Origin of the sequence: Gemmobacter nanjingensis (assembly GCF_014652195.1) — a bacterium.
GTDB lineage: Bacteria > Pseudomonadota > Alphaproteobacteria > Rhodobacterales > Rhodobacteraceae > Gemmobacter > Gemmobacter caeni.
The window spans coordinates 65,242-82,492 of record NZ_BMYI01000006.1 but is presented as its reverse complement, the minus strand read 5'-3'; the positions used below and the strand labels follow the sequence as shown (position 1 = coordinate 82,492).

The following is a 17,251-nucleotide window of genomic DNA, read 5'->3' as shown; positions in this document are numbered from 1 at the left end:
CTATCGGCGTAAAATGACTTTGTGGGGCGAAAACTCAGGTATTCAAGAAATATCAGCGTTCAGCGGAAGGTAAAGTTCCATCCGGTAATGGCCATTTTCTGTCGGACCGGCCTCAAGACGGCCTTTCAGCGCCTCTGCCCGGTTGCGCATGTTGCCGGTGCCATTGCCACGATGGGGGCCTTCTGCCCGCCGATCCGCAGAGGAAAGCGCATTGACAAGGCACAGGTGCAGGCTCTGGCCGTCACAGGTGGCGGTGACATGGATATCCCCGGCGCCATGCGTCAGCGCATTGCTCAGGGCCTCGCGCTGGATGGCGGTCAGATTGCGCTGCATGTCATAGCGCAATGGGATCTCGGCTTCGTCGGCGCTGCCCGGCGGCCAGATCAGGCGGCGGTCCAGCGCCTCGGCCCGGCTGCGGCTTTCAGCGCGCAACTGGCCGATCAGCAGCGGCAGCGTCACCTCGCGCCCGGCCAGCCCGGTGGCGATCTGGCGCAGGTCTGACAGCGCTTCGATCAGGAAATCCTGCCGCTGGCCGTCGTCGCGGGCATGCAGGCTGGACAGAAGGCGCGACCCCACATCGTCATGCAGGTCGCGGGCAATGCGCTGGCGTTCGCGGGCGACGGCGGTTTCATAGGTCACGCGGTCGCGGCCCGCGGCTTCGGCCAGCGTGGCAAGCTCATCGGCCAGTGCGCGATCCTCGGCGTTGAACAGCCGTCGTCCGGCGGCGGCATAGCCCAGACGCAGGGCGGGCGTGCCCTCGGGGCCGGGGATGACCAGCGCCAGCCCCTCGTCCTCCAGCAGGGCGCCGGTCACCGGCGCGGGCAGCGCCTCGACCCGCAGCGGCGCGAACAGCCGTTCCATCACACCGCGCCAGGCATTTGCCTTGGCCTGCCCGCCATGCTGAAAGGCCACGGACAAAGTATCGCGGTACAGTGCCGCAAGATCAGGGCGGCGGCGGCCAAGCCAGCGGTCAAAGACCAGATCTCGCATGGGAAAATACACCAGACCCACCAGCGCCACGGCCGAGGCCAGCGAGGCCGGGCCGGACAGGCTCAGCGTCAGCAGGAAGACCGTATCGACCACGATCATCAGCGCGACGACTGCAAGGCTGAACAGCACCCGCAGCGCCCAGCGGTCCAGATCGAACAGGCGATAGCGGGCCAGCGCAAGCGCGGCGCCGACATAGATCGCGCAGAGCGGGATGAAGGCCAGCCCCTGTGACAGGATCGTTTCCGCCCCGATCAGCGCAGGCAACGAGACCATAAGGACGAAAACGCCCGAGCCCAGCAGCACCGACAGCCCTAGCCAGCGCAGGGCGGCGCGGTCGGCGGGATGGCCCCGCGTGGCGCGCAACTGTGCAAGGATCAGCCCGAGGATCGTCAGGAACATCACCCCGATGAGCACCTGGGGCTTGATCAGGTCATAGGGCGGAAGTTGCAGCCGATAGGCGATTTCGTTGACAGCGGCCAGCGCCGCCACTGCCCGGACCCACCGCGACGCCAGAACGGGCCGGGGGTAGCGCGCGAACAGCCCGATCATGCCGACCCCAAAGGCGAAAGTGCCGATGTGGTTCACGATGCTCAGGCGCCAGAGCAGATCCGGGTCGATGGACAACTCGCGCGTACCATAGACAGAAGCGGTGAAAGCCGCCGTCGCCACCCCGGCCCCGGCCAGCACGAAGCCGCCCAGCCCCTCGCTTTGCTGGCGGCCATTGTGGCCGCTGCGCAGGACCAGCAGGAAGGCCGCGATGGCCAGAACGATGATCCCGACCGCCCATTGGACCCAGAACATCGCGGGCAGGTGCCGGAGCGGGGTTTCAGCCGTGACGGGCAGGTCGATCTCGTCGCCGTTCTCCAGATGCAGGCGCAACGGCTGTCCGGCAGCGGTGGCCTGCGTGGTCAGGGCAGTCATCTCGCCCTGCGCTGCGAGCAGGGCACGGAAACCGGCATAGCTGCTCAGCATGTCGGGGTCTTCGACCAGAAGATCCGGTGTCAGCAGGACGGGCGCGCCTGCCTGCCCGGTGGGCGGCCCCAGCGCGCGGACCTCAATCGCCCCGTCCGGCGCAAGTACAGAAAGGCGGCTGCCATCGGTCTGGACGCTCAGACTGTAGTCCGGCAGGCTTTCGCGCAGGGCCAGCACGGCAAGCGCCAGAAGCAGGATGCCGACGCAGGCGGCCAGCAGCCGCAACGCAGGGGTGCGCAGCTCATGCATCCCGCAACCCTGCGGGAAGTCGCTCTGGCTCCATGCGCAAAATCCTCGTCTCCCCCGGCAAAATCCGCCCCTGCCTGTCCCCGTTTCAGACCATAGCGCAGGAAAGACACCCTGCAACCCGCTGAACCCGGACTTTGGCTTTTGCGCGGCCTTTCCGGGGCATATCCCCTGAACAGGGGATGTGTTTACCTTGCGAGATGCGGCATATCAGAGAAAATTTTCAATCGGGGTTTGACCATGGCCTACCTGCCCGGCGACGACAAGAAAAACACGATTTACGGAACGGACGAGTCCGATCAGATCCTTGCCTATGCGGGCAACGACAAGGTGTTCGGCGGCTTCGGCAACGACAACATCCTGGCGGGCGATGACAACGATACCGTCTATGGCGGCTTTGCCACCGATGTGGTGAACGGCGAGGCGGGCAATGATGTGATTTACGGCGACAGCGCCGGAGACATCCTGACCGGCGGCGCGGGCAAGGACCGCATCTTCGGGGGCAGCGGATCGGATACGATCGGCGGGTATGGTCAGCCGATTTCGGATTACGCCGGAGATGTCATCGACGGCGGCTCGGGCCTCGACTGGATGTATCTTGATTACTCGTCGCGCGGCAGCAAAGTCTCGCTGACCATCGGGGACTGGATCAAGACCCAGACGCTGACCGGCGGCGTATCCGTGACATGGGTCGATGTGTTCAACATCACCGGCACGTCGCAGAACGACAAGATCACCGGCGGGATGTTCTATGACTTCCTGTATGGCGGCGACGGGCATGACCGTCTGAATGGCGCCGGTGGCAATGACTCGCTTGAAGGCGGGCTTGGCAACGACACGTTGCTGGGTGGCATGGGCAATGACACGCTGCGCGGCGGCGAAGGCAACGACCGGCTTGATGGCCAGCAGGGGGCCAACCTCCTGGATGGCGGCGCTGGCAACGATACGCTGAATGGCGGGCTTGCGGGCTGGCTGTACGGTGGCGACGGCAATGACAAGATGACCGGCGGCATTTCGAACGACACGTTCGATGGCGGGCTGGGCAATGACTCGATGTATGGCGGCGCGGGTAACGACGTCTTCTACCGTGATGAGGGCAACGACCTGATCAACGCCGGGGCTGGCGATGACACTGTGAGCCTGCGCTATGGTGCCGACCGTGACACGCTGATCGGCGGGGCAGGGAGCGACACGCTGATCCTCGAACAGGTGACGGACAATTTCACCGCCAAGGCATCGGGCAAGACCGTGACCCTGCCGGGGGGCACGAAATACTCGGGGTTCGAGAACTACAACCTGCAGGCCTCCAATCAGGGGCAGGGCCTGAAGTTCACCACGCTGGGCGGCAATGACACGCTGTATGCGACCTCGGGCAGTGATGTTCTGAACTCGGGCAGTGGCAACGATTTCATCTATGCCTACGGTGGCAACGACAAGATCTATGGCGGCGCGGGCGATGACTTCCTTGCCGTCGATTCCGCCGAAAAGGATACCGTGGATGGCGGCGCCGGGCGCGATACGCTGTCGATGGGCAACTATACCGACACCCGTGATCTGGTGATGGCCTTCACCGGCAAGAACGGCACACTGACCGGCGGTTCGGTGTTCAAGGGAATCGAGACGGTCAGCGCCAGCTTCGGCTCGGGCAATGACAAGTTCGTCAAGGTCGGCGCGCTGGAAACGGTCAACCTGAGCGGCGGCGCCGGAAATGACACGCTTTCCGGCACCAAGAATTCGTTCGACTACCTGCGCGGCGATGCCGGAAACGACAGCCTGAACGGCGGGGCGGGCGACGACAATCTGGACGGCGGCGAGGGCAATGACACGCTCATCGGCGGCGACGGCAACGACTGGATCAACGACAATTACGGCACCAACAAGATCGACGCCGGTGGTGGCAACGATTATGTGGCGCTGTCCGAATACTATCCGACGATCGAGGAATATGCGATCGGCGGCAGCGTCAAGCTGGGCGCCGGGGATGACAACCTGCAACTGACGATGCGGGTCGATGGCCTTGGGCGAATGGTGGCGGACGGTGGCTCCGGTGTGGATACTATCGGCCTGTCTCTGGGGGACCAGACCGACGACATCATCTTCAACATCCGCAAGACGAAATCGCTGCTGGACGGCCGTATCAAGGTAACCGGGTTCGAGACGGTCAATATCACCTCGGGTTCGGGCAATGATGTCCTGACCGGCGGTGCAAATGGCGATACGATGAGCGGCGGCGAAGGCAATGACAAGCTGTACGGCGGCGCCGGCAGTGACCGGCTGGACGCCGGGGCGGGTGTCGACAAGCTCTACGGCGGCTCGGGGATGGATTATCTTACCGGCGGCAGCGTCACCGGCGCGCGGGAAACCGGCGATGTGCTGGACGGCGGCGCCGACAATGATGTCATCACGATGGGTCTGGGCGCCACCGCCATCGGCGGCAGCGGGTTCGACACGCTGGTCCTTTACCTGACCAGCGAGACCGGTAATTTCTCGCTCAACATCGGGAAAGCCACGCAAAAGCTTGATGCCGCGACGAAAATCTCGGGTTTCGAGGCGCTGCAATATTACGGCAGCGCCGGCAAGGACAACGTGACCGGCGGCGAGGGCGTGGACATCCTGAACGGCTACAACGGCAATGATACGCTGGTGGGCCGGGGCGGCACCGACACGCTGACCGATGGCGCCGGGAACGACAAGCTGTACGGCGGCGACGGCGATGACACGCTGTGGCGCAGCGACATGACCGGCAAGGACGTGTTCGACGGCGGCGCCGGAACCGATACGCTCCAGTTCTCGGGCTACTACGGCAGCGTCATCCTCGACCTGGCCAAGCAGTCGCAGAATGACGGGCTGGCCAAGGGCCTGACCGTCAAGAACATCGAGCGCGTTCACGGCAGCTTCAACGAGGACCGGCTGAGCGGGGACAGCAAAGCCAACTACTTCAACGGTGGTTACGGCGATGATACGCTGGATGGCCGCGCGGGCAATGACACGCTGGACGGTGGCACCGGCGACGACTGGCTGACCGGCGGTGCCGGAAATGACATGTTCATTCTCAACCGCGACGGCAATCAGGGCGATATCATCACCGATTTCACGCGCGGCTCTGACAAGCTGGGCATTCAGGGCTATGCCTTCGGGATCTATGCCTTTGAAAAACCCGCATTCGAGCTGGTGACCGGGACCAATCCTGTCGCCAAGACAACGGGCCCGACCATCCTGTTCGAAACCGATAACGGGCGGCTCTGGTTCGATCCCGACGGCAAGGGCGATGTGGCCGAAGCCGAGTTCATTGCCCAGTTGCGCGGTGTCAGCACACTGACGATGAACGACTTCGAGTTGTTCTGAGCGGCTGACACAGCTTTACGGGCGATGAAAGCCGCGCGGGGATCCCCTCTCTCGCGCGGCTTTTTTCTTTGCTACATCATCCATTCAATCGGCAGCAGGCCGATCAGCGTCAGTGCGATACGCCGGGGCAGGCTGCTGCCAGGCTCGTCGGTCAGGGCCTGCCCATGGCCATCGGACCAGACCAGCCCTTCGGGGCCTTCGGTCACGCGCCAGGCGGTATCGCCCAGATTGCTGTCGAAGCTCTGGCTCATCGCAGCGGCCAGCGCCGGGCTGCGGATCAGGAAGCCCATCTCGCAATTCAGAAAAACCGAGCGCGGATCGAAGTTGAACGAACCGACAAAGACCCGATCGCCGTCGAGCGTGAAAGTCTTGGCGTGCAGGCTGGCACCCGAACTGCCCAGCAGGCCAAGCTGTTCGGCGCTTTCGGCCGAGGCGGGGCTGCGTTTCAGCTCGAACACTTCGACTCCGCCTTCCAGCAGGGCCTTGCGATATTTGGCATAAGAGGCATGGACCGGCAGGACATCCGTTGCCTCCAGCGAATTGGTCAGCGCGCGGACCTTCACGCCCCGTGCTGCAAGGCCGGTCAGCACCTCAACCCCGCGCTGGCCGGGCACGAAATAGGCCGAGGCCAGATCCAGCCGCTGTTCCGCCGCCCCGAGGATCGCGGCCAGCCGGCCGATCATCAGCGCCTCGGGGGCCACCGGGCCCAGCCCCTTGGCCGGGTCGTCAGACACCATCTGCACCGGCACCCAGTCCAGGAACTGCCGTCCGGCCAGCAGATCTCCGACCAGACGGGTGTCCCGCAGCGCGGCGTTGTAGTCTGCCGCATCAGGCGCCGCGCGCGCGGTCGCCACAGCCGAGGCAAAGCGTGCCGCCGCATCCTTGGGTGGGGTGACCAGCGCCTCGTGCGGATAGGCCGAACCGCTGTTCCAGTAGGCATCGAAATCGGCATCGACCTCGGGCAGGATGGCACCTGACGCCAGCAGGTCGAAATCGGAATACTGGGTATCTGCCGCGCGCGAGAAATAAATATCGCCGATGTTGCGCCCGCCGATGATGGTGGCGACGCCATCGACGGTGAAGCTCTTGTTGTGCATGCGCCGGTTCAGGCGCGGAAAGTCAAAGGCATAGGACAGCAGCCGGGGACTGCGCAGCGTGAATGGATTGAAGATGCGTACCTCTGCCATCGGCAGGGCGTTCAGCGCCGAAAGTTCGGTATCCAGATCAGGTGTGCCGTTGTCATCCACCAGAAGCCGGACGCGCACCCCGCGTTCGGCCGCAGCGCGCAATTCGTCCAGCAGCGGCAGCCCGGTCAGATCGCGTTGCCAGATGTAATAGCGGGCGTCGATGCTGCGGGTGGCGGCGCGGGCCAGCAGCATCCGCGCGGCATAGGCCTCGGCGCCGTGATGAAGCGGGCGGATGCCGGTCAGGCCCGGATGCGCGCTGGCATCAGGCAGCAGCGCCGCAGCCAGCGGGCCGGCCGGATCGGCGGGCAGGGCGCGGCTTTCGCTGCGTCCGTCCAGCGCGGGCAGCGGAAAAGCGAGCCGCGCCAGCAGGACAAGCGCGGCGCAGGCCAGCGCCAGCTTGACCACGAACCGCAATATTCCCATCGTCCCCTCCGGCTTTGGCGAGGCCGCTCAGACCTCTTCCACCATGACCACGCCCTGCATCGCCTTGATCGCGCCCTTGATCTGCGGTGAAACCGGGTAAAGCTGCGGCAGCGTCAGGTCGATCTCGCGCCCCTCGGCATCGGCCACGGTCAGGGTGATCTGGCCTCTGGAGCGCCCGGCCTCGACCCGCGCGAACAGGGCCGCGACCGAGGCCACCGCCTCGGCCTGATCCAGATGGATGCGCAGATTGGTCCCACCGGCTTCCGCCGCCACGCTGTCGATCGGCTGGGCCGAACGCGCCAGCAGCTTCAGCGTGTCGCCTTCCAGATTGGCCTCGACCGTCAGGACGACATTCATGCCGGGTTCCAGATGATCGCGGCATTGTTCCAGCGTGTCGGAAAACACCGTGACCTCGTAAAGCCCCGTCGGATCAGACAGTTGCACAAAGGCGAAGCGGTTGCCCTTGGCCGATTTGCGTTCCTGTTTCGAGGAAACGGACCCCGCGATCTTGGCCGCCACCGGGCCATTTTCGCAAGCCAGCGTCAGTTCGGCCAGCGTCAGCACCTTCTTGCGCTTCAGCGGACCCATGTAATCATCCAGCGGGTGACCGGACAGGTAAAAGCCGATGGCCTGATGTTCCTGCGCGAGCCGTTCGACCGGGAGCCAGTCATTGCGGTTGGCCATGCGCGGTTCGGGGATGTCCGATCCTGCCTCGCCGAAAAGCGACACCTGGGCCGAGGTCTTGGCTTCGTGGATCGCTGCCGAATAGGCGACCAGCCCGTCCAGCCCGTCGAACACCCGCGCGCGGTTCGGGTCCAGCATGTCGAAACAGCCCGCCCGCGCCATCATCTCCAGCGGGCGCTTGCCCACGCGCTTCAGATCCACGCGGCGGGCGAAATCGAAGATCGTGGCAAAGGGTTTGTCCGCGCCGTTCGGTCCGCGCCGCGCCGCAACGATCAGGCCCATCGCATCGACGCCCACATTCTTCAGCGCGCCAAGCGCATAGACCACCTTGCCGCCTGTCACGCTGAAGGTGGCAAGGCTGCGGTTCACGCAGGGCGGCACCACCGGGATCGACAGCTTGTCCAGCTCGCGTTTGTAGACAGCCAGCTTGTCGGTCAGATGAATATCGCAGTTCATCACGCCAGCCATGAATTCGACAGGGTGATTGGCCTTCAGCCAACCCGTCTGATAGCTGACCACGGCATAAGCGGCGGCGTGGGATTTGTTGAAGCCGTAATTGGCGAATTTCTCCAGAAGGTCAAAGACCTCACCGGCTTTCTTCGCGTCGATGTTGTGGGTCGCTTTGGCGCCGTCGATGAATTTGGGGCGCTCCTTGGCCATCTCCTCGGCGATCTTCTTGCCCATGGCGCGGCGCAGAAGATCAGCGCCGCCGAGGCTGTAGCCCGCCATGACCTGTGCGATCTGCATCACCTGTTCCTGATAGACGATGATGCCCTGGGTTTCGGCGAGGATCGGGTCGATTGTCGGATGCAGGCTTTCCAGCGGGCGCAACCCGTGCTTCACCTCGCAATAGACCGGGATGTTTTCCATCGGGCCGGGACGATACAGCGCCACCAGCGCCACGATATCCTCGATGCAGGTGGGTTTCATGCGCCGCAGCGCATCCATCATGCCCGAGCTTTCGACCTGGAACACCGCAACCGTCTTGGCCTGCGAATAAAGATCGTAGGTCGCCTTGTCGTCTAGCGGGATATGGCCGATATCATTCTCGGCCCCCGGCTTCGGCTCGTATAGCCGCGTACCGTCCGGCGCCTCATGCAACTGTCGCCCGGTGCCAAGGATCAGGTCGATGGCATTCTGGATCACCGTCAGGGTTTTCAGACCCAGAAAGTCGAACTTCACCAGACCGGCGGCTTCCACCCATTTCATGTTGAACTGGGTGGCGGGCATGTCCGACCGCGGGTCCTGATACAGCGGCACCAGCGCATCCAGCGGCCGGTCGCCGATCACAACACCGGCGGCGTGAGTGGAGGCGTTGCGCAACAGCCCCTCGATCTGCATGCCGTAATCCAGCAGGCGCTTCACCACCTCCTCGGCCTTGGCCGCCTCGCGCAGGCGTGGCTCGTCCGCCAGCGCCTTCTGGATGCTGACCGGCTTCACCCCCTCGACCGGAATCATCTTCGACAGCCGGTCCACCTGCCCGTAAGGCATCTGCAAGACGCGGCCCACATCGCGCACGGCGGCCTTTGACAGAAGCGCGCCGAAGGTGATGATCTGCCCCACCTTGTCGCGGCCATAGCGTTCCTGCACATAGCGGATCACCTCTTCGCGGCGGTCCATGCAGAAGTCGATGTCGAAGTCCGGCATCGACACCCGTTCCGGGTTCAGGAAGCGTTCGAACAGCAGCGCATAACGCAGCGGGTCAAGGTCGGTGATGGTCAGCGCATAGGCTACCAGAGAGCCTGCACCCGACCCCCGCCCCGGACCGACCGGGATGGCATGCGCCTTGGCCCATTTGATGAAATCGGCCACGATGAGGAAATAGCCGGGGAACTTCATCCGCTCGATGATGTCGAGCTCGAATTGCAGCCGTGCCTCGTATTCCTCGACCGGCGCTGCATGGGGGATCACGTCAAGCCGCGCCTTCAGGCCCGCCCAGGCCTGACGGCGCAGTTCCTCCACCTCGTCATCGGCGAAGCGAGGCAGGATCGGTGCCCGTTTCGCGGCCTTGAAGGCGCAGCGCTTTGCAATCTCGACGGTATTCTCCAACGCCTCGGGCAGATCGGCGAACAGCGCGCACATTTCGGCTTCGGACTTGAAGTAATGCTGCGGCGTCAGCCGCCGGCGCGGCTCTGCCTGATCGACATAGGCGCCTTCCGCAATGCAGATCAGCGCGTCATGCGCCTCGTACATCTCGGATTTCGGGAAATAGACGTCATTGGTGGCGACCAGCGGCAGGCCCTTGTCATAGGCGATCTCGACAAAGCCACGCTCGGTCGCAGCTTCGGCTGCCATCAGCCGCCCGCCTTCGCCGGGGTGGCGCTGCAATTCGACATAAAGCCGCCCCGGATAGATCGCGGCCAGCCGGTCCGCCAAAGCCTCGGCCCGGCCCCGGTTGCCGGTTTGCAGGATCTTGCCCAAAGGCCCCTCGGCGCCGCCGGTCAGACAGATCAGCCCCGCCGCATGCGCCTCCAGATCCGCCAGCGTCACCTGCGGCAACTGCCCGCCCTGATCGAGGTAAAGGCAGGAGTTCAGCTTCATCAGATTGCCGTATCCCGTCTCGTCCTGCGCCAGCAGCACGACGGGAGCAGGCGCCTTCGGCTTTTCCCCGGGCGCGGGCGTCTCATAGGCAAGACTGACCTGACAGCCGACGATGGGTTGCACCCCGACGCCGCTCGCAATGGTGGAAAACTCCAGCGCGGCGAACATGGCATTGCTGTCGGTCACCGCCACCGCAGGCATGTTCTGCGCGGCACAAAGCCCCACAAGCTTTTTCACCGGCACCGCGCCTTCCAGCAGCGAATATTCGGTATGGACACGCAGATGGATGAATCGGACTGGATCGCTCATGCCCGATAGCCTAGCCTGTCGGCGTCCGGCCGGAAAGGGTGCCACATTCTTCGGCATTTCTTGCAACTGCTTTCGGAAAACACAAAAAAGTAATGCTTGCCAGACGACGGGCCCTTGGGGTCATCTATAAAGAACCAGAACAAGGCTGCCCCTCTTACGCCGCATCGGAGGGGAATAACCGGGCCAAGGGGGTAACGCGGCGGGACGACCGATGACCGGAGTAGCGTTTCTGCTGAACGGAACGCCGGTGCGCCTGGGTGAAACCAGCCCGACGCGCACCCTTTTGCAATATCTGCGCGAGGATCGGGGCCTGACCGGCACCAAGGAAGGCTGCAATGAAGGTGATTGCGGCGCCTGCACGGTGATCGTGACCGATGAACATGGGCCGCGCGCGCTGAATGCCTGCATCCTGTTCCTGCCGCAACTGCACGGCAAGGCGGTGCGCACGGTCGAGGCCATTGCCGCGCCCGACGGCACGCTGCACCCCGTGCAACAGGCCATGGTTGATCATCATGGCAGCCAGTGCGGCTTCTGCACACCGGGCTTCATCGCCTCGATGGCTGCTGCCCATGCGCAGGGCCGCAAGGATCACGATGTGGTTCTAGCGGGCAACCTCTGCCGCTGCACCGGCTACGCCCCGATCATCCGTGCGGCCGAGGCGGCCGAGGGCCAGCCACTTCCGGCATGGATGGAAGACGACCGCGCTTTCATCTTGGCACAAATATCCTCGGGGGTCCGGGGGCAGACAGCCCCCGGCGCTTTCCGCCCCGAAACCACCGATGAACTCGCTGACTGGTACGCCGCCCACCCCGACGCGACGCTGGTCGCAGGCGCGACCGATGTCGGCCTCTGGGTGACCAAACAGTTGCGTGGCCTGCCGCAGGTCGCCTTCCTGAACGGCATCGCTGAAATGCAGCGGATCGAGGCGCAGGGCGACTTCATCCGCATCGGCGCGGGGGTCACCCTGACCGACCTGCGCGCCGCCATGGCCGGGCCGCATCCGGCCTTTGCCGCCATGCTGACCCGCTACGCCAGCGAACAGGTGAGGAATGCCGCGACCATCGGCGGCAATATCGCCAATGGCTCGCCCATCGGGGACGGCCCGCCCGCGCTGATCGCACTGGGCGCGACCCTGCATCTGCGCGGGGGCACCGCGCGGCGCGAGATGGCGCTGGAAGATTTCTTCCTCGATTACCGCAAGCAGGATCGCCAGCCCGGCGAATTCGTTGAAGCCATTACCATCCCCGCCACTGCGCCGGGGCTGCGGGTCTGGAAACTGTCGAAACGCTTCGATCAGGATATTTCCGCCGTGCTGGGCGCCTTCAACCTCACCGTTGCGGGCGGCACTATCACGGGCGCCCGCATTGCCTTTGGCGGCATGGCGGGTATCCCCAAACGCGCGACCGCGATGGAGGCGGCGCTGATCGGACAGCCCTTCACCCGTGCGGCCTTCGAGGCTGCCCGCGCCGCCGCCGCGCAGGATTTCACGCCGCTCAGCGACATGCGCGCCAGTGCTGCCTACCGGCTGGAGACGGCGGGCAATATGGCGCTCCGCTACTGGCACGAGGCCAGCGGCGCAGGCGTTGATGTGCTGGAGGTGCGGGCATGAGCATCGGCAAACCGCTTCCGCATGATGCCGCCGCCCTGCATGTGACCGGGGCCGCGCGCTACACCGATGACATCCCGCTGCCTGCGGATGCGCTGCATCTGGCCTTCGGCCTTTCGACCTGCGCCCATGGTGCGATCACCGCGATGGACCTGTCGGCGGTCCGGGCCGCCCCCGGCGTGATCGCGGTGTTTTCCGCCGAAGACTGGCCAGAGATGCCGGATTGCTCGCCCTCGCTGGGCGACGAGCCGCTTCTGGCCACGGGTGAGGTGCATTATGTCGGCCAGCCGGTGTTTCTGGTGGTGGCCGAAAGCCATCTGGCGGCGCGCAAGGCTGCACACCTGGGCAGGATCAGCTATGACGAACGCCCGGCGCTGCTGACGGTCGAGGATGCGCTGGCGGCGAACAGCCGGTTTGAGCAGGGTCCGGTCATCTGGGCGCGGGGCGATGCGGCGGCGGCGATCGGCAAGGCGCCGCAGGTGGTGGAAGGGCAGTTCGAGGTCGGCGGGCAGGAGCATTTCTATCTGGAAGGTCAGGTCGCGGCGGCCCTGCCGCAAGAGGGCGGAGATATGGTGGTCCACAGTTCCACCCAGCACCCGACCGAGATCCAGCACAAGGTCGCGCATGCCCTGCATCTGCCGATGAGCGCGGTGCGGGTCGAAGTGCGCCGCATGGGCGGCGGCTTTGGCGGCAAGGAAAGCCAGGGCAATCACCTCGCCATCGCCTGCGCCATGGCAGCGCATGCGACGGGGCGCCCTTGCAAGATGCGCTATGACCGCGATGACGACATGGTCATCACCGGCAAGCGGCATGACCTGAAGATCGGCTATCGCGCCGGGTTTGACGCGACGGGGCGGATCCTGGGGGTGGAGTTCACCCATCTGTTCCGCTGCGGCTGGAGCCAGGATCTGAGCCTGCCGGTCGCTGATCGGGCGATGCTGCATGCGGATAACGCCTATTTCCTTGAAAATATCCGTATCGAAAGCCACCGGTTGCGCACCAATACCCAATCGAACACCGCATATCGTGGTTTCGGCGGGCCGCAGGGCGTGGTGGGGATCGAGCGGGTGGTGGATCACGTCGCCCATGCGCTGAAGCTGGACCCGGTCGCGGTGCGGCGGCGGAATTTCTATGCGGAGGCTGCGGAGGGGGGGCTGTCTGCCCCCCCCGGCCCCCCCGAGGATATTTCCCGACAGAAAATGACGGCGGGGGTGTTCAGGGCCGAAAATCCGGGGACGGGGCATCGCTATGGCGGGACCCATTCTCCGAAAGCGGTGGTGCAGGCTACACCTTACGGCATGCCGGTCGAGGATTTCTGTCTGCGAGCCATGTTGGACGAGCTGGAGCGGACATCGGATTACGCCGCGCGGCGGGCCGAGATCGCGCGGTGGAACGCGGGATCGCCGGTGTTGAAACGCGGCATCGCGCTGACGCCGGTGAAGTTCGGGATTTCCTTCACGCTCACCTGGCTCAATCAGGCCGGGGCTTTGGTGCATGTCTATCAGGATGGTTCGATCCGGTTGAACCATGGTGGTACCGAGATGGGGCAGGGGCTGTTCCTGAAGGTTGCGCAGGTGGCGGCGAGTGTATTCGGCGTGGATGTGGCGGCGGTAAAGATCACCGCGACGGATACGGCGAAGGTGCCCAATACCTCGGCCACGGCGGCCTCTTCCGGCAGCGACATGAACGGGATGGCGGCGCAGGCCGCCTGTCTGACGATCCGTGACCGGATGGCGGCGTTCATGGCCGGCAAGTTCGGGGTGGAGCCTGCGCAGGTGCGGTTCGAGGGCGGCATGGTGCGGGTGGCGGGGGAGGCTTTCCCCTTCGCGCAGGTGGCGGCATGGGCCTATCAGGCGCGCGTCTCGCTATCGGCGACCGGTTTCTATGCCACACCCAAACTGCAATGGGACCGGGTGAAGGGGCAGGGGAGGCCGTTCCTCTATTTCGCCTATGGCGCGGCGGTGACCGAGGTGGTGATCGACACGCTGACCGGCGAGAACCGCATTCTGCGCACCGATATCCTGCATGACACCGGGGCCAGCCTGAACCCGGCGATTGATATCGGCCAGGTGGAAGGCGCCTATGTGCAGGGCGCGGGCTGGCTGACGACCGAGGAACTGGTCTGGGATGGCAAGGGGCGGCTGATGACGCATGCGCCCTCCACCTACAAGATCCCGGCCTGTTCTGATCGCCCGCCGGTCTTCAATGTCGCGCTGTGGAACCGCCCCAACCGGGAGGAGACGGTGGGCCGGTCCAAGGCTGTGGGCGAGCCGCCCTTCATGCTGGGGATTTCGGCCTTGATGGCGCTGTCGGATGCGGTAGCAGCCTGTGGCGATGGGTCCGCCTATCCGGCGCTTGATGCGCCCGCCACGGCAGAGCGGGTGCTGGCGGCGGTGCGGCGGCAGGTGGGCGATGTTTGACCGCGCGGAGCTTCAGGCGGCGCTGGCCGCACAGGGAACCGTGGTGCGGGTGGTCATCGCCGAGGTGAAGGGCTCCAGCCCGCGTGAGGTTGGCGCCGCGATGCTGGTCTGGCGGGGCGGGCAGGCGGGCACCATCGGCGGCGGCGCGTTGGAACATCTGGCAACCGGCATCGCCGGGGAGATGCTGGCGGGTGCCGGGGCGCGGCGCTTTGGTCGCTGGCCGCTGGGGCCTGCAATCGGGCAGTGCTGCGGCGGCGCCGTGGCGCTGCTGTTTGAGCGGTTCACGCCGGGTGATGCCTTGCCGGACGGGGTTTTTGCCCGCCCCGCTGCAACCGATAGCGCGATGCCTCTGGCAGTGAAGCGGCTGCTGGCGGCGCAGCGCGGCAGCGGCGTGACCCCGGCGCCGCAACTGGTGCAGGGCTGGTTTGTCGAGCCGGTGGCGGTTCTGGCGCGGCCCTTGTGGATCTGGGGCGCCGGGCATGTCGGGCGGGCGCTGGTGTCGGTTCTGGCGCCGCTGCCCGACCTGGCGATCACCTGGGTCGATACCGCGCCCGAGCGTTTTCCGGCCACGATTCCCGAAGGGGTGACGGCGGTGCCGGTGGCAGATCCGGCGCTGCTGGTCGCCCATGCCCCGCGCGACGCGGCGCATCTGGTGCTGACCTATTCGCATGCGCTGGATCTGGAACTGTGTCACCGCATTCTGGCGCATGGTTTCGCCTCGTTGGGGGTGATCGGATCAGCGACGAAAGCGGCGCGATTCCGGGCACGACTGCACGATCTGGGGCATTCGCATACGGAAATTCAACGGATTGCCTGTCCGATAGGCGACAAGAGCCTTGGCAAGCATCCGCAAGCCATAGCAATAGGCATGGCAAGCGCGCTGCTGAAAGGCGCCGGCGAACAGGGGAAGCGCAGGGGGATGGCGGGATGACGGCAGCTGAAACCGGCGCGGGCGATCTGCTGCGCATCGAGGGCGTGACCAAGGCCTATCCCGGGGTGGTGGCGAACAGCGACGTGAGCTTCGCCATTGCCGAAGGCGAGGTTCATGCGCTTCTGGGCGAGAATGGCGCCGGGAAATCCACGCTGGTCAAGATGATCTACGGGCTGGTGAAGCCCGATGCAGGGCGGATGATCTGGCGCGGGGCACCGTTTGCGCCCTCGCAGCCCAGTGCGGCTCGGGCTTCGGGTATCGCGATGGTATTCCAGCATTTTTCGCTGTTCGAGGCGCTGAACGTGGCGGAAAATGTGGCGCTGGGCATGGAAACCCCGCCGCCGATGCGGGAGTTGGCCGCGCGCATCCGCGCTGTCAGCGAGGAATATGGCCTGCCGCTGGATCCGTCGCGCATGGTGGGCGACCTTTCGGCGGGTGAGCGGCAGCGCGTTGAGATCATTCGTTGCCTGCTGCAATCGCCGAAGCTGCTGATCATGGATGAACCGACCAGCGTGCTGACCCCGCAGGAGGTGGAGATTCTGTTCCAGACGCTCCGGCAATTGCGGTCCGAGGGCACCTCGATCCTTTATATCTCGCACAAGCTTGAGGAAATCCGCACGCTTTGCGACCGGGCGACGGTACTGCGGCGGGGTAAGGTGGTCGGTGCCTGCATTCCGCGCGACAGCACGGCGCGCGAAATGGCAGAGATGATGGTAGGTGCAACGCTGACTCCGCCGGAGCGGCGCGCGACGGAAAAGGGCGAAGTGGCACTGGGTGTCAGCGACCTGTCGGTCGCCTCGCCCATCCCCTTCGGCACCAGTCTGAAGGCGATCAGCTTCACCGTGGCGCGGGGCGAGGTGCTGGGCATCGCCGGGGTTGCGGGCAACGGGCAGGACGAATTGCTGCTGGCACTGAATGGCGAATTGCGGGTGGCACCGGATCGGGTGCGCATTCATGGCAAGCCCGTCGGGGATCTTGGACCCACGGACCGGCGTCGGGCGGGGCTGGTTTCCGCCCCCGAGGAACGGCTGGGCCATGCGGCGGCGCCCAATATGACGCTGACGGAAAATGCGCTGTTGTCAGGCGCGGTGCGGCAGGGGCTGACAGCGCGCGGTTTCATCGACTGGCGCGGCACCGAGGCTTTTGCCGAGAAGATCATCGAAAGTTTCGATGTGCGCACCCCCGGCACCCATGTTGCGGCGCGGGCGCTGTCGGGGGGCAACCTGCAAAAGTTCGTCGTCGGGCGGGAGCTTCTGCAAAGCCCCGAGGTCATCGTGATAAACCAGCCCACCTGGGGGGTGGATGCAGCGGCAGCGGCGGCGATCCGGCAGGCGATCCTTGATTGTGCCGCAGGCGGCGCGGCGGTGGTGGTGATCAGTCAGGATCTGGATGAACTGCTGGAAATCGCAGACAGTTTCGCGGCTCTGAACGAGGGGCGGCTGACGAAGCCGCGCCCGGTGCAGGGCCTGACCATCGACGAGATTGGCCTGATGATGGGCGGCGCGCACGGGATGGAGGTGGCGCATCATGCGGGCTGAGAGCGGGCAATTTTCTTGCAAGAAAATTGCAAATTCCTTTGAAGGAATTTGCGCGGCGA

The 17,251-nt window shown here is 65.0% G+C and carries 8 protein-coding genes; 5 read left to right on the top strand and 3 right to left on the bottom strand.

The annotated features are described in order from the left end of the window. Window positions 1–42: 42 nt before the first annotated feature. Window positions 43–2,211, bottom strand: a complete 2,169-nt coding sequence (locus IE126_RS11795; protein ID WP_189381090.1) for a sensor histidine kinase — start codon at window positions 2,209–2,211, stop codon at window positions 43–45. 237 nt (window positions 2,212–2,448) lie between these two features. Between IE126_RS11795 and IE126_RS11790 the strand changes: the two genes are divergently transcribed. Continuing rightward, window positions 2,449–5,553: a calcium-binding protein gene (locus IE126_RS11790; RefSeq protein ID WP_189381089.1), complete on the top strand. Its 3,105-nt coding sequence runs from the start codon at window positions 2,449–2,451 to the stop codon at window positions 5,551–5,553. Between the two features lie 71 nt (window positions 5,554–5,624). On the opposite strand, the gene IE126_RS11785 is transcribed toward IE126_RS11790, so the two are convergent. After that, window positions 5,625–7,163 (bottom strand): phospholipase D family protein, encoded by a 1,539-nt coding sequence (locus IE126_RS11785; RefSeq protein WP_189381088.1) that lies wholly within the window; start codon window positions 7,161–7,163, stop codon window positions 5,625–5,627. Window positions 7,164–7,190: 27 nt separating this feature from the next. Continuing rightward, complete coding sequence (gene dnaE, locus IE126_RS11780; protein WP_189381087.1) at window positions 7,191–10,697, bottom strand: DNA polymerase III subunit alpha; 3,507 nt, start codon at window positions 10,695–10,697, stop codon at window positions 7,191–7,193. 211 nt (window positions 10,698–10,908) lie between these two features. Between dnaE and xdhA the strand changes: the two genes are divergently transcribed. From xdhA to IE126_RS11760, 4 genes are read left to right on the top strand one after another with little or no spacing between them, the layout of a single operon-like run. After that, window positions 10,909–12,306 (top strand): xanthine dehydrogenase small subunit, encoded by a 1,398-nt coding sequence (gene xdhA, locus IE126_RS11775; RefSeq protein WP_189381086.1) that lies wholly within the window; start codon window positions 10,909–10,911, stop codon window positions 12,304–12,306. Next, on the top strand, window positions 12,303–14,723 hold the full coding sequence (gene xdhB, locus IE126_RS11770; RefSeq protein ID WP_189381085.1) for a xanthine dehydrogenase molybdopterin binding subunit: 2,421 nt from the start codon (window positions 12,303–12,305) through the stop codon (window positions 14,721–14,723). Before xdhA ends, xdhB begins: the two co-directional genes overlap by 4 nt. Further along, the gene (xdhC, locus tag IE126_RS11765) at window positions 14,716–15,654 is read left to right on the top strand and encodes a xanthine dehydrogenase accessory protein XdhC (protein ID WP_189381084.1); all 939 of its coding nucleotides are present in this window, start codon (window positions 14,716–14,718) and stop codon (window positions 15,652–15,654) included. Before xdhB ends, xdhC begins: the two co-directional genes overlap by 8 nt. Continuing rightward, window positions 15,651–17,192 carry an ABC transporter ATP-binding protein gene (locus IE126_RS11760; protein ID WP_108130225.1) on the top strand — a complete coding sequence of 514 codons (1,542 nt, stop codon included), beginning with the start codon at window positions 15,651–15,653 and terminating at the stop codon, window positions 17,190–17,192. Before xdhC ends, IE126_RS11760 begins: the two co-directional genes overlap by 4 nt. The last annotated feature ends 59 nt before the right edge of the window (window positions 17,193–17,251 follow it).

Excerpts from the sequence above, each read along its gene's own strand:
- xdhC (WP_189381084.1), top strand. The coding sequence starts at position 14,716 with ATGTTTGACCGCGCGGAGCTTCAGGCGGCGCTGGCCGCACAGGGAACC.
- dnaE (WP_189381087.1), bottom strand. The coding sequence starts at position 10,697 with ATGAGCGATCCAGTCCGATTCATCCATCTGCGTGTCCATACCGAATAT.
- xdhA (WP_189381086.1), top strand. The coding sequence starts at position 10,909 with ATGACCGGAGTAGCGTTTCTGCTGAACGGAACGCCGGTGCGCCTGGGT.
- IE126_RS11790 (WP_189381089.1), top strand. The coding sequence starts at position 2,449 with ATGGCCTACCTGCCCGGCGACGACAAGAAAAACACGATTTACGGAACG.
- xdhB (WP_189381085.1), top strand. The coding sequence starts at position 12,303 with ATGAGCATCGGCAAACCGCTTCCGCATGATGCCGCCGCCCTGCATGTG.
- IE126_RS11785 (WP_189381088.1), bottom strand. The coding sequence starts at position 7,163 with ATGGGAATATTGCGGTTCGTGGTCAAGCTGGCGCTGGCCTGCGCCGCG.
- IE126_RS11795 (WP_189381090.1), bottom strand. The coding sequence starts at position 2,211 with ATGCATGAGCTGCGCACCCCTGCGTTGCGGCTGCTGGCCGCCTGCGTC.
- IE126_RS11760 (WP_108130225.1), top strand. The coding sequence starts at position 15,651 with ATGACGGCAGCTGAAACCGGCGCGGGCGATCTGCTGCGCATCGAGGGC.